Origin of the sequence: Ensifer adhaerens (assembly GCF_013283195.1) — a bacterium.
Taxonomy (GTDB): domain Bacteria; phylum Pseudomonadota; class Alphaproteobacteria; order Rhizobiales; family Rhizobiaceae; genus Ensifer; species Ensifer adhaerens_G.
Map to the genome: position 1 here is coordinate 179,717 of NZ_JABEKT010000004.1, position 12,482 is coordinate 192,198.

General features: G+C 60.0%; 11 protein-coding genes. 2 read left to right on the forward strand and 9 right to left on the reverse strand.

Translation table 11 applies throughout. From position 1 onward, the window contains the following. Window positions 1-90 precede the first annotated feature (90 nt). A complete protein-coding gene (locus LPJGGPFB_RS27380) occupies window positions 91-795 on the forward strand; it encodes an OmpW/AlkL family protein (protein ID WP_173423091.1) in 705 nt (234 codons plus the stop codon). Window positions 796-905: 110 nt separating this feature from the next. On the opposite strand, the gene LPJGGPFB_RS27385 is transcribed toward LPJGGPFB_RS27380, so the two are convergent. The 4 genes from LPJGGPFB_RS27385 to LPJGGPFB_RS27400 form a co-directional block, all read right to left on the reverse strand. Then, window positions 906-1,325 carry a CBS domain-containing protein gene (locus LPJGGPFB_RS27385; protein WP_173423092.1) on the reverse strand — a complete coding sequence of 140 codons (420 nt, stop codon included), beginning with the start codon at window positions 1,323-1,325 and terminating at the stop codon, window positions 906-908. Window positions 1,326-1,514: 189 nt separating this feature from the next. After that, window positions 1,515-2,276 carry an FkbM family methyltransferase gene (locus tag LPJGGPFB_RS27390; RefSeq protein ID WP_173423093.1) on the reverse strand — a complete coding sequence of 254 codons (762 nt, stop codon included), beginning with the start codon at window positions 2,274-2,276 and terminating at the stop codon, window positions 1,515-1,517. 99 nt (window positions 2,277-2,375) lie between these two features. Continuing rightward, window positions 2,376-2,840, reverse strand: a complete 465-nt coding sequence (locus LPJGGPFB_RS27395) for a cyclic nucleotide-binding domain-containing protein (RefSeq protein ID WP_077501973.1) — start codon at window positions 2,838-2,840, stop codon at window positions 2,376-2,378. Window positions 2,841-2,932: 92 nt separating this feature from the next. Further along, the gene (locus LPJGGPFB_RS27400; RefSeq protein ID WP_173423094.1) at window positions 2,933-5,635 is read right to left on the reverse strand and encodes an ABC transporter ATP-binding protein; all 2,703 of its coding nucleotides are present in this window, start codon (window positions 5,633-5,635) and stop codon (window positions 2,933-2,935) included. A 318-nt stretch (window positions 5,636-5,953) separates the two neighbouring features. Between LPJGGPFB_RS27400 and LPJGGPFB_RS27405 the strand changes: the two genes are divergently transcribed. Continuing rightward, window positions 5,954-6,628, forward strand: a complete 675-nt coding sequence (locus tag LPJGGPFB_RS27405) for a class I SAM-dependent methyltransferase (protein WP_173423434.1) — start codon at window positions 5,954-5,956, stop codon at window positions 6,626-6,628. On the opposite strand, the gene LPJGGPFB_RS27410 is transcribed toward LPJGGPFB_RS27405, so the two are convergent. From LPJGGPFB_RS27410 to LPJGGPFB_RS27430, 5 genes are all read right to left on the reverse strand, one after another. Beyond that, window positions 6,606-7,772 carry a glycosyltransferase family protein gene (locus tag LPJGGPFB_RS27410; protein ID WP_173423095.1) on the reverse strand — a complete coding sequence of 389 codons (1,167 nt, stop codon included), beginning with the start codon at window positions 7,770-7,772 and terminating at the stop codon, window positions 6,606-6,608. The two genes, LPJGGPFB_RS27405 and LPJGGPFB_RS27410, sit on opposite strands and share 23 nt — an antisense overlap. Continuing rightward, window positions 7,769-9,013 (reverse strand): glycosyltransferase, encoded by a 1,245-nt coding sequence (locus LPJGGPFB_RS27415; RefSeq protein WP_173423096.1) that lies wholly within the window; start codon window positions 9,011-9,013, stop codon window positions 7,769-7,771. Before LPJGGPFB_RS27415 ends, LPJGGPFB_RS27410 begins: the two co-directional genes overlap by 4 nt. A gap of 4 nt (window positions 9,014-9,017) precedes the next feature. Continuing rightward, complete coding sequence (locus LPJGGPFB_RS27420; RefSeq protein WP_173423097.1) at window positions 9,018-10,235, reverse strand: glycosyltransferase family protein; 1,218 nt, start codon at window positions 10,233-10,235, stop codon at window positions 9,018-9,020. A 75-nt stretch (window positions 10,236-10,310) separates the two neighbouring features. Beyond that, the gene (locus LPJGGPFB_RS27425; protein WP_173423098.1) at window positions 10,311-11,486 is read right to left on the reverse strand and encodes an ABC transporter permease subunit; all 1,176 of its coding nucleotides are present in this window, start codon (window positions 11,484-11,486) and stop codon (window positions 10,311-10,313) included. Next, window positions 11,483-12,481 (reverse strand): ABC transporter permease, encoded by a 999-nt coding sequence (locus LPJGGPFB_RS27430; RefSeq protein WP_173423099.1) that lies wholly within the window; start codon window positions 12,479-12,481, stop codon window positions 11,483-11,485. The genes LPJGGPFB_RS27425 and LPJGGPFB_RS27430 overlap by 4 nt, the downstream gene beginning before the upstream one ends. Window position 12,482 lies beyond the last annotated feature (1 nt).

A 12,482-nucleotide genomic window follows, 5' to 3' on the forward strand; every position in this document is an offset into this window, starting at 1 on the left:
CGGAGTTGCCCATAGTGCCCGCGGCCGCAGATTCCCTGCAGCCGCCTGCCCTAAATGGCAAATTTGAAACTCTTCTGGGGGTCCGGAATCATGTCTACTCGCTCCATCCTGCCAACCGCCGCCGCACTTCTTCTGCTGGCGGTCTCGGTCACTGCGGCGCCCGCCGCGGACCTGACTGCACCGAGCGAACCTGCCCCTGAATTGCCGGCCATCAGCGAGCAGAGCCCATGGATGATCCGCGCTCGCGCCCTTGCCGTCCTGCCGGAGGACAGGGCCTCGCTGCAGTTGAACGGCACGTCGCTCGACGGCGAAAAGGTCGGCGTCAGCAATTCGGTCGTGCCCGAGCTCGATATTACCTACTTCTTCACCGACAATATTGCGGCGGAACTGATCCTTGGCACGACCCCGCACACGGCCCGGGGCAGCGGCTCGATCGCCGGCCTGGGCGAGATCGGCAAGGCTTGGTTGTTGCCGCCGACGCTGACGCTGCAGTACCACGTCAATCTGACCGACACGATCAAGCCCTATGTCGGCGCCGGCGTGAACTACACCATCTTCTACAACGAAAAGGCCAAGGGCGACTTCTCCAGCTTCAACCTCAAGAACACCTTCGGCGTCGCCCTGCAGGCCGGCGTCGACATCAAGCTCGATGATCACTGGGGGATCAATTTCGACGTGAAGAAACTGTTCCTGGAGACGGACGTCAGCGCGACCCTGCCGGGCGCCGGTGCTGTGACCGGCAAGGTGAAGCTCGATCCCTGGCTGATCGGAACGGGCCTCAGCTACCGCTTCTGACGTTCATCGCCAGTACGAAGCAGGGCTACATCAAGACCGATGCAGCCGAACGACTGTGCGCCTTCGTCACCGTTCAGCGGCGAAGGCGCATCCAGGTCGTCAGTCGCATGTCATGCGTGATGTGCGGTTACGGCCTTGACCAATCCGGTCGTCAGTTCGCGGCTGGTCGCGTGCGAGATATCGCCGAGCGACAACATGCCGACCATGCGCTTTTCGTCATCGATGACCGGCAGGCGCCGTACCTTCTTTGCCTCCATAAGACGGACAGCCTCTTCGATACTCTCGCTCGTGCGGCAATAGACGATGTCCTTCGTCATGATGTCGCGCGCGGTCAGCGACGCGGCGTCGTGCCCATTCGCCCAGGCCCGAACCGCAATGTCCCTGTCCGTCACCATGCCGATGAGGCGATCGTTTTCGCCGACCGGCAGGGCGCCGATATCCTCATCACGCATGATCCTTGCCACGGTGCGCAAATCCGTTTCAGGGGCTATCCAGCGCGCGCCGGGGTGCATGGCTTCCCAAGTTCTCATCGCTTCCTCCTACGGTTTGGAGGAGTGACGATAGACGAAGATCGTGGCCAATCATTGATCCGCGCAGCCGGCATGGTCAGCGAACGTGGCTATTCCTACTCCAACAGGAAGTCGGTCGTCCGGCCGCACGGCCAGTGTCGGCTGCCGTGCGCAAGAAGAGCGAGAAGCTTTGATCTGGGAAGAGCGAGGTTACCGGCCGTCGCCCTTGGCAACGAAGAGAAGATCGAAACCGCGGAATTCACGCCGGGCGGCGGACTTCTTGAGGGCAGTCCATATCGCCGAGGGATTGTCGAGGCGGAACCCGTTGAAGCTACGGACCAGGCCGAAGGTCGCCATGATGGTGCGAAACGCCCTGACGATGACAGGGCCACTCAGCGAGGCGAACAGGATCTGCGGGTGCACGGCAAGCAGGACGCCCGCTGTCCGCGTCCGATCGATATCCCCGAACTGAGCCAGCGACCTGTACTCATAACCCTCGATATCGATCTTGAAACACAGCTTGTCGGTTCGCGCCATCGACTGCAATTCGGCGATTTTGATCGTTTTCGCCTTGATGGCCTGCCCGGTCTCGTCCGCGATCAACGCCGAGGTTTCCGAACTGCCAAAACCGCCGCCGACCGAGTTCAGCACCAGCACCTCGTCCTCGGAGAGCGCGGCATTGATCAATGTGACATCGCCCTCATTCTGCGGCTCCATTTCCTTCAGTATGCCGAAGCAGACGGGATCAGGCTCAACAGTAATGACATTGTCGGCGATCTGAGCCGCCCAATAGGGCGTCACGCCGATCCAGCCGCCGATATCGACAAAGGTCGTGTTGCCGTCGACGAGGCGTTCGATGTTCTGGAACGTGCAAGGCTCCCACTCGCCGCTTTGAAGGCGCGTAAAGAAACGCTTCTTCTCAGGCTTGTCGGGGAAATGGACTGTCTTACAGAAGTAGGTGATCGCACGCATGGCGCTTCTCTAGCCCATATCCCGACGAAGCGGAATCGTTTTTGCGAAGATCTTCCATGCGGCCAGGACATGTCAAAGGCAGGCGCCGCCGAGATGGTTTCACGCTTCCATGCGCTCGTTGCGGCTGCGCGCTTCCGTCAGTTCAGCGGTCGTCTGGCTCAAGCGGTCGGCCAGCACGCGCATGATCTCCACCGCCATTTCCGGGAAGTCGGCCAAGAGCTTCAGGAAGTCGTCCTTGCGGATGCGCAGGGCCTCGAGCGGGGTCGTGGTGCGCACAGTTGCCGTACGCGGGGTATTACAGAGAATGGCGATTTCGCCGACGATCGAGTTCTGCTCGACCTCCGCCAGCTTCAGCGGCCCGCCTGCGGTCGTCACCAGCACGTCGGCCTTGCCGGAGAGGATGACATAGGCGGCGTCGCCGATATCACCCTGGTAGAAAAGGGCCTCCCCGGCGCTATACATGACCCGATCGGAGGTAAAGGCAAGAAGCTTCAATTTTGCAGGCGGCAATCCCGAAAACAGGGTTATCCGGCGCAGCATTTCCACTTCATCCTTGAGCAACATCACAATCCGTTTCTCCCAGTATCCGGTCGAGGGCAACCCGTGTCCCGCTTCGCCGCGGGACCTTATGCTCGTGCCCTGACATTAATATTACATCAAGATGCCATTTCCTTATAGTCGGGTCCTTCGTTAGCCCCCACTTCCGTATCGTCGTCGCGAAGCAGACGGCCATTCTCGAAAACTGCGACGCGGTCAAACAGTTCCATCACCGCCGGATTGGCCACCACCCAGACGATTGCCGGGTTGCGGCCATCCTGGCGCAGAAGCGCAAAGACGTTGCGGATCACCTGTTCCTGAACGCGTTGGTCGAGTGCCAGCAGCGGCTGGTTGAAGATGTAGAAATCGCAGATGCGGATGAGCGCGCGAGCCAGATCCAGCTTCTGCCGCTGACCCGCCGTCAGTCGCTTCCCCCCAGCGCCGACGTTGAAATCGAAGCCGAAGGCGAGCACATCGTTGTAGAGACCGACAGCCTCGAAAAGATCGCGCACGATCGCCCGGATCTTCTCCGATCCGTCGGCGTGCTTGTGGCCAATGCGCCCGAAAAGCACGTTATCGATGATGCTGCCGGAAGCGATGTAGCGGTTCGGACGATAGTGCTCGATCATGCCTGCGAGGTCCGCCGGCAGCCCTTCGTCGAACTCGCGTCGTGCTGCGACGATCCTTGCCATGAGCTCGTCGGTCAGTAGACCGAAACGGTGACGAGGTTCGATGTAACCGAAACAAAGCCGAATGATCTTGATCTGATCGTCCTCGGCAACATCAGCGCGCGCGCGGCCGCGAACCTTTTGCAACAACGCCTCATAAACGGGGATATCTTCAGCCGTCATGAAGGTCAGCTGCTGGAAGAACGGGTGATCCGGCGGCAAGTCGCGGAACAGTTCGACAACGTTCTCGGCAATCTCCAGACCCATCTCATAGAAGACATCACGCAGGCCGACCCGCTGCAGCACTGTCTTGAAGAATGGATGCCCATCGAGCGCACCGTCCCACATTACCTGGTCGGTGATCGTACCGAAGAGCAGGTTTTCGCCGATGGTCGCTTCGATGTTGTACGAGCCGGGCTCGAAGAACACCACGAGATCGCTGAGCTTTTCCTTTTCGAGGCGCTGCCGCAGCGCACCACGCATCTCGACGATACCGGCGGCAAAAGCCGCATTGCGGTTCGGATCGATGGTAGAGCGGACCGCGAGCGCCATCACGTCGTTGGTGAGAAGAACGGCATCGAGGACCGGCCTGATCTTGACCAACAGATCTTCGGGCCCGGTTGCGCCAGCAGCCCGATAGTCGATCCAATCGCTATTGACGTCAAAGTGTGGGTTCCCGGCGAGCTTGGCTTCGACCAGCTCCCACTTGCGATGGACCGCACCTTCACCTTCATAGTGCACTTCCGTCAACGGCGCGTGCTTCAACCCGTAGAGCAGGTTGTCACCAAGGCTGCCCTGGAACACGTAGACATCCGAGGAAGCGTAGGAGATGCGTCTGCCGGTAACCGATTCCGGCATCTCCAGAATATCCTGGCTGCCGATGAGAATTCGACCGCTCGCCGGCCAGATCAGTCGGGCGAAAGCTTCGGCCAGCACTTCGCCGCCGGGCTTGAGTGCGACCGCCTCGCCTGGCTGCACCTGCAGCGAAACGTGATCGAGAAGCGTCGCGCCGCCATCATCGGTCACAGTCAGGTTGACCGCGGCGAGCGCGCCGCTCAAAGGCTCGGCACTTGTCGCGGCGATCGCATGAACCTTGGGATCGAGCAGCGGATCGACGCTGAATTGCTCGACGACCTGCGCATACTTGACCTGCACGTCCTGGCGCGCTTGATCCCAGTCGATCAGTTCCTTCAGAGGTCCCGGCAGATCCTTGTAGGCGCCGATGACGGCAACAAGCTGGCCTATGTCAAGCCGGCCCTGAAGCGCGAAATAGCCCCCGATCGAATAGAACAGGAAGGGCGTCACCTGGGCGAGGAAGTTATTGATGAACTTGACCAGAAACTTCCACTGGTAAAGGTCGTAACGGATCTTGAAGATCCGGGCGAGCCGCGATGCGATGTCGGCGCGCTCGAAATTGGAGGTGTCGTATCCCCGGATGGTGCCGATGCCGTCGACGATCTCACTCACCCGGCCGGACAATTCTCGCGCAGTCAGCTGGCGCTCCCGCCCAAGGACGAGCAGCCGCTTGCGCATGCGTGGAATGATGATCGCCTGCACGGCGACGATGACCGTGGCGATGAGACCGAGCCAGAAGCTCTGCAGCAGAATGAAGATCAAGGCCGTCAATGCCTGGCCACCAAGCAGCGCCGGCGACACGAAGGCATCGCCAGTGAAACCGCCCAGCGGCTCCACTTCATCCTTGATCATCGTCGAGATCTCGGCCGGCTTCACCCTCTTGAAATGCGTCGGTGGAAACCGCAGCACCCGATCGACGAGTTCGAAGCGGATGCGTCGCAAGAGACGCTCGCCGAGCCGTCCCTTGAAGGTGTTGATGTAGAACTTGAAAAGGCCGTTCACCACCACAAGCAGCAGGAAGACGAGGCTCAGTGCCAGAAGCATACCTTCGCGGCCGAGCTGGAAGCCGTCGAACAGATTGATCGTCCCCAGATAGGGCAGGTCAAAAGAGATCGCCAGGAACGCCTGCGTCGCTTCCGGACTGTCAAAGCCGTCACCTTGAATAGGTCCGTTGACGATCTGCTTGGGCAGATCGAAGGACAGGAAATACGGGATCATGGAAAACGCGACGACCACCAGAATCCAGAGCTGGTCCTTGCGCGTATGGGTCCAAATGTAGCGGGAGAGGCGTGATTCCATGTTTCTGGCAACGGGACCTTATTGAACACTACGATGTATGCGGCGAGGGCTGCCACCATACCCGGCCACGATATGCTTGCTTACCGCGCATTTCGACTGAATTGGCACAGGCCTTTGGCCGCGAACGCGTTTCGGCGAAATCCGATCCGGTTTCGAATCCGGTTTATTAGATTATGCAGGTGCAAGAGAAATCCGCAATGGACACCTGCCTTCGCCTTTGAGACCCCCGATCGAATTCCATGACAAGAGGTGGAACTCGTACGAAGGGAGAAGAGCGCCCTTGTTGCACTCGATTGCCCGCCAGCTTACAACGGCAGCATGAAACACGCCAGCCACCACCCTACTCCCGCGAGCGACTGGTACGAAAATGCTTTCGACCTGACGCGCGGAATTGCCGCTTACACCAGAAGTCCGCTGATCGACGGTATCGCCAAGGTGATCGCCAAACACCCCGACGCCGATATCGCCAACGCCTTCAACCACAAGCAGGTCGCCTGCAAGATCTGGGCGCGCGACACACTGCTGGAAGCAGCAGGAAAATCCTATCAGCGGATCGTGGTTCTGGGCGGTTGGTACGGGATCCTTCCGGCAATGTTGCTGGAGGACCGCCGCTTCGAGATTGCCGCAGCTGAAAGCTATGACATCGACCCCTCGGTCGAGACTGTGGCACGCACGCTCAACGCGACCCATGCCGACCGTTTTCGCGCGGTCACCGCCGATATGTATGCGATCGACTACCCTCGTCTCGGCGCCGACCTGATCGTCAACACGAGCTGCGAACACATCGCCGATCTTCGCAGCTGGCTTGAGCTGATACCGGCGGGCACACGTGTCCTCCTGCAGTCCAACGATTATTTCAGCGAACCGACACACATCAACTGCGTTGCGTCCGTCGAAGCGTTCGCCGACCAGGCCAAACTTGCGACACTCGATTTTGCCGGCGCCTTGCCGACGAAGAAATACACACGGTTCATGCTGATCGGGACGGTCTGACGGGCGCCTTCAAAAGCCACGCACGCAGGATCGCCGCCGTCTGGGCGGCGCCTTCGAGGTCAAGCGGCGGCATTGCCGGCTTCGCACGAGCAAGCTGCGTTTCGACATCGCGCGCCAGGCGAGCAGGCGATACGTCGTGCTCGGGCAGGACGCCGGCGAGCCCGAGCTTTTCCAGTCGCGCTGCCCGCGTCGATTGTTCCGTTTCGCCGCCGGCCGTGAACGGGATCAGCAGAGATGCGCAACCCGCTCGAATGATGTCGCAGACCGTATTGTAACCGGCCTGTGAGACGGAAAGCCGCGCACCGGAAAGCAGGCTGGCGAAATCCCGGCGAAACCGGAACAGTTTCACATTCCCCGGAGCGGCGGATTCGAATGCGTCGTAGTCGACCTGCGGCAGATTGGGCCCGGTCACCAGGCACCAACTAAGCTCCGGCGGCAGAAGTTTCGCGGCCTCCAGGCCGGCGCCGATCAGTTCCTTACCGACAGCGCCGCCGCCAGCCGAAACGACCACATCGAACCGCTCCAGCGGCAGCGCAGGCGCGCTGCCCGCAACGAGGCCGGTATAGGCGACTTTGTCGGCGATCTCCCGCGCGTAGGGAAACGTCTCTTCAAGCCGGGCAAAGGCGGGATCGCCATGCACGAGCACGAGGTCGAAATGCGCCTGCACCAGCTCCAGCATTTCCTCCGCCCGGCCCGGCTTGTTCCGCTCCTGCAAGATATCGCGCAGCGATGTAGCCACCAGCGGGCGCCGGTTTGACGCCTCGATCAGGTCGAGCAACGGCATCAGTTCGAACCGCATCTGGCGCCGCCCGAACGGAAAGGCCTCGAAGATCACGACATCCGGATCACATGTGCGGAATGCGTCCAGCAGCATGTTCCGCCGACGTTCCCTGAAATCATCATCGACGGGCTTTCCGGTTTCGTCGGCGAGGCCCGAAAACCCCTTGTCGCCGGCAACGACCGGTGGAAGCGCGACGTGCTTCAATTCGGACGCTGGAAAGCCGGGAACCGGTGTACCGCCAGTGACCACCGTGACGTCGAAACCATCGAAAGCGAGCGCACTGCAAACGCGGCTTGCCCTTGCCAGATGGCCGATCCCCAGCAGATGCTGGACATAAAAGAAGACCCGCAGCTGCCGTGTCATGCCGATTTCCACTCGTGTGCAAACAGGTTCGTCAGCTGCTCGATGCTGGAGTGATGGTCAAACTGCGTCCTCACCCGCCGTTCGGCAGCAGCGCCCAGCTGGCTGCGGCGCGCAGGGTTGCGGATCAGCTCTTCCAGGGCGAGCGACAGCGCTTGCGGATCTTCCGAAGGAACGACCCGGCCGTTTTCACCGTCAATCAGGAGCTCGGGCACGCCTGATATTGCCGTAGACACGCAAGCAAGCCGCTGGCTCGACGCTTCGACGAGCACATTCGGCAGGCCATCGCGATCACCGTCGGCCGTCACGCGGCAGGCGAGCGCAAAGATATCACTGGTTCGATAGTGCGCGAGCACGTCCGTCTGGTCGAGTGCACCCTTCCAGGCAATTCTGTCGGAAATGCCGAGTTCGTCACCCAAAACCTTGAGCTTCCCCGTCAATTCTCCGGCGCCGATGTGCTCGAAGCGCCAATGCAGCTCGGGCGGCAACAGGGCGAGCGCCTTCAGGAGGACATCGTACCCCTTCTTGCCCACCGCCCTGCCGACGCTGACGATGCGGACCGGTTCCGCCCTATCGGAGCCATCGCGGATCGAATGTTTGCCGTCGAAATGCGGGAAGCGCTGAAGGTCGAGACCATGATAGCTCAGGTTCACCCTTGCCTTCTGCGATGTCAGGCTCCGCAGGTGCTCATATCCGGTGCGCGTGCACGTCACCGTCCAGCGCGCGCGACCGAGCTTTTCGGAAAGCTCCCAGTCGGGCGATGTCCAGATATCCTTGGCATGCGCCGAACAGGTCCATGGCGTGCTCGCGATCACGCTTGCATATGCCGTGACCGAAGCGGGCGTATGGATGAAGTGCGCATGCAGCCAGCCTGGATCACCCGGCCACTCCGATGCAAGCACCAGGGCCTGTCCGAAACGACGGAAGCGATTGCGGGTCGGGTCCCGTGCAAGGTCCTTCGAGAATTGCCCAAGCGCCTGCCAGAAACCCGGTTTCGGCAGTGAACGCACCAGCGCCTTAAGAACCCGCAGCGGCTCCTCGTGCAGATACTCCGGCAGATAGTGCACATCCGCGCGGATCTCGTCATGCACCGGATGGCGCTTGCCATCGGTCGGACGTCTCAGCGCGATCAGGACGAGATCATGCCCGGCCTTCTCAAGCCCGAGCAATTCCTGCGCAATGAAGGTTTCCGAAAGGCGCGGGTATCCTTTCAGAACGACGGCAATCTTGCGGTCTGTTGGCAATGCTTCAGCTCGATTTCTTGACGATGCTCAGATGCTCGCCCGACTGCTCGCCGAGCCACCCACCGACGATTTCCGAGATATGGACGAGCCCCTCGAGCCGTAGCCCGTTGGCACAGCTTTTGGATGGCGGTGCACGTTGCGGCAGCGCTTTCAACGCAGCAGCGAAACGCAAGGGGTTCTCGGCCTCCTCGGGCAGCAACATGTCGATGAGACCCAACTCGGAGGCGCGGCGTGCGCGGATCAGCTGCTCTTCACGCGGCTGGATACGGGGCACGATCAGCGCCGGCTTGTCGAAAGACAGGATCTCGCAATAGGTGTTGTAACCGCCCATCGCGACGACGCCCTTGGCTCCCGCGATCAGCTCTTCCATACGGTTGTCGAATTCGATGATCTTGATGTAGGGGATCTTGCTTCCCTTCTTGATCAGCTTTTCGCGTTTCTTCACCGGCATGTAGGGGCCGAGGACCACCAGCGCCTTATGGGTCAGCTCCGGATCCTGCTGGTAGGCATGAATGAAATCGTGGATCAGCTCGGCACCATCGCCACCGCCACCGGTCGTGACGAGAATGTAATCGCCTTCCGGCTTATGGCCGGGCAATTCCTCGCGCGGCACGCTCCTCTGCAGGAAGCCGACGAAGTTCATGCGCTCGCGCACCGCAGGTGGCACTTCGAGTTCCGTGAGCGGATCGTAAAAATCCGGCGGGCCATAGACCCAGATCGTATCGTAATACTGCTCGATCTTGCGCATGGTGTCGCGGCGCTTCCATTCCGCTTCGAGCAGATGCGGCGCATCCATCACCTCGCGCAGGCCCAGCACAAGCGTGGTACCATGCGCCTTGAGGTAGGTCAGCGTCTCCTCGACCTCGCCGCGCAACCCCATCGGCTCCTTGTCGACGATGAAGATGTCCGGCTTGAAGGTTTCTGCCGTGTGCCGGATGATCGACTGGCGCATCTTCAAAGTCTCGTCCAGCTCGATATGGCGATCGAGGGACGTGTATTCGCCGTTATGCAGCTTGATGACGCTCGGTATCTTCACGAAATCGACGCGTGCGCGATAATCGAACGCACCGGCAATCGTTGCGCCCGAAATGATCAGGATGTTCAAACCCCGATAGTCTTCCACCAGCGAATGCGCAATCGTACGGCATCGGCGCAGGTGGCCGAGCCCGAAAGTGTCGTGGCTGTACATGAGAATTCGGGCATCTTCTAAGCGCCGCATCATGCCAGAAACCTTTCGCTCAGGAAAAAACGTACCAAAAGACGCGACGCCGGCTTGCGGCCGGCGTCGAAACGAACCTCATTTGTAGGGATCGGCGGCATCGCGCAAGCCATCTCCCAAGAAGTTGAACGCCAAAATCACAAAAATGACCGGGATCGTTGGGAATAGCAGCCAGGGGTAGAAAGCAATGACGCTCACGCTTTTCGCCTCGGTCAGCAGGATACCCCAGCTGGTGATCGGGGGACGCAGCCCCAAGCCAAGGAAGCTCAGCGCCGTTTCGCCAAGGATCATGCCGGGGATGGAGATCGTCGCGGTGGCGATCAAGTGAGACATGAAGCCTGGCACCAGGTGGCGGCCGATGATGCGGCCGCTCTTGGCGCCCATCAATTGCGCGGCAAGAACGTAGTCCTCCTCGCGCAACGCCAGCAATTTCGAGCGCACCGCTCGGGCAAGCCCGGTCCAGTCGAGAAGCCCGAGGATGATCGTGATGCCCAGATAAATCAGGATCGGGCTCCAGGTCGCCGGCATGATTGCGGCCAGCGACAGCCACAGCGGAATGCTCGGGATCGACTGCAGCACTTCGATGACGCGCTGGACGATCAGGTCGAAAACACCGCCGTGATAGCCGGCAAGACCACCGATAACGATGCCGAGAACGAAGCTGACGGTAATGCCGAGGAGACCGATCGTCAGCGAAATGCGGGCGCCATAGATGATACGCGACAGCACATCACGGCCAAGCCTGTCGGTACCGAGCAGGAAGAGTTGCCCATCCTTTGCCGGGCACACGAGGTGCAAGTTGCTTTCAAAAAGCCCCCAGAACTTGTAGCCGTCCCCGCGGCAGAAGAAACGGATCCGTTCGATTTGCTCCGGGTTGTCGGTATAGGTGCGTCTCAACGTCTCCATATCGAGTTCCATCGTCCGTCCGTAGACGAACGGCCCGATGAACTGGCCCTCGTGAAACAGCCGTACGGACTGCGGAGGCGCATAGATGAAGTCCACATTGCGCGTGTGCAGATTGTAGGGCGCCAGGAACTCGCAGATGAGGATCATCAGGTAGAGCGCCACCAGGAAGATGCCGGAGATCAGCGCCAGCTTGTGCCGGCGGAATTTCCACCACATGAGCCGCAGTTGCGACGCCTGGTTAACCCGCACCTGCTCTTCCGTCATCGCTTCGACGGAATAGGGATCGAATGGTGCGGTCGATACGTAATGCGGCAACGGTTCGCCGGGCGCCGGAAGGAATAACGTCACTTGGTGCTCCTGCCTTGCAGCCGTATCCGGGGATCAAGAATGGCGAGTGCGAGATCGGAAATCAGCACGCCGATGACGGTCAGAAATGCGAGGAACATCAGGAAGGATCCCGCCAGATACATATCCTGGCTCTGCAACGCCTTGATCAACATCGGGCCGGTGGTTTCGAGCGAAAGCACGATCGCCGTGATTTCCGCACCGGAAATGATTGCGGGCAGGATGGAACCGATATCCGAGATGAAGAAGTTCAGCGCCATGCGCAGCGGATACTTGACGAGCGTGCGCATGGGCGAAAGCCCTTTTGCGCGTGCCGTCACGACATACTGCTTTTGCAATTCATCGAGCAAATTGGCACGCAGACGCCGGATCATGCCGGCGGTCCCTGCCGCACCGACGATGATGACCGGTATCCAGATATGTTCGAGGATCGATTTCGCCTTCGCCCAACTCATGGGTTCGGCCATGTATTTCTGATCCATGAGGTGACCGATCGAAATACCGAACCAGATATTGGCGAAGTACATCATGATCAGCGCCAGCATGAAGTTGGGGATGGCGATACCAATCAGCCCAATCAGCGACAGGCCGTAATCACCCCAGCTGTATTGATGCGTAGCCGAGTAAATGCCGATCGGGAAGGCGATCAGCCAGGTGAAGATGATCGTCAGGAAGGAGACGAGGATCGTCAACCACAACCTGTCGCCGACGACATCGCTGACTGGCAACTCATATTCGAACGAATAACCGAAATCGCCCTGCAGCATGCCCCCGAGCCAGTGGACATATCTCAGCAGCGGCGGCTGATCGAAGCCATATTCCTTCCGGAGCGCCTCGATCTGCTCCATGTTGACGCCTTCGCCCTGCGCCCTGATCTCGGCGACGTAGCTCTCGAAGTAGTCGCCGGGCGGCAATTCGATGATGGTGAAGACAAGCGCCGAAATGATGAGCAAGGTCGGAACCATCGCTGCGATACGCCAGAGAATATATCGCAGCATG

Bases quoted from the DNA above. Each gene is read 5' to 3' on its own strand.
- LPJGGPFB_RS27380 (WP_173423091.1), top strand. From the start codon at position 91: ATGTCTACTCGCTCCATCCTGCCAACCGCCGCCGCACTTCTTCTGCTG.
- LPJGGPFB_RS27385 (WP_173423092.1), bottom strand. From the start codon at position 1,325: ATGAGAACTTGGGAAGCCATGCACCCCGGCGCGCGCTGGATAGCCCCT.
- LPJGGPFB_RS27390 (WP_173423093.1), bottom strand. From the start codon at position 2,276: ATGCGTGCGATCACCTACTTCTGTAAGACAGTCCATTTCCCCGACAAG.
- LPJGGPFB_RS27395 (WP_077501973.1), bottom strand. From the start codon at position 2,840: ATGTTGCTCAAGGATGAAGTGGAAATGCTGCGCCGGATAACCCTGTTT.
- LPJGGPFB_RS27400 (WP_173423094.1), bottom strand. From the start codon at position 5,635: ATGGAATCACGCCTCTCCCGCTACATTTGGACCCATACGCGCAAGGAC.
- LPJGGPFB_RS27405 (WP_173423434.1), top strand. From the start codon at position 5,954: ATGAAACACGCCAGCCACCACCCTACTCCCGCGAGCGACTGGTACGAA.
- LPJGGPFB_RS27410 (WP_173423095.1), bottom strand. From the start codon at position 7,772: ATGACACGGCAGCTGCGGGTCTTCTTTTATGTCCAGCATCTGCTGGGG.
- LPJGGPFB_RS27420 (WP_173423097.1), bottom strand. From the start codon at position 10,235: ATGATGCGGCGCTTAGAAGATGCCCGAATTCTCATGTACAGCCACGAC.
- LPJGGPFB_RS27430 (WP_173423099.1), bottom strand. From the start codon at position 12,481: ATGCTGCGATATATTCTCTGGCGTATCGCAGCGATGGTTCCGACCTTG.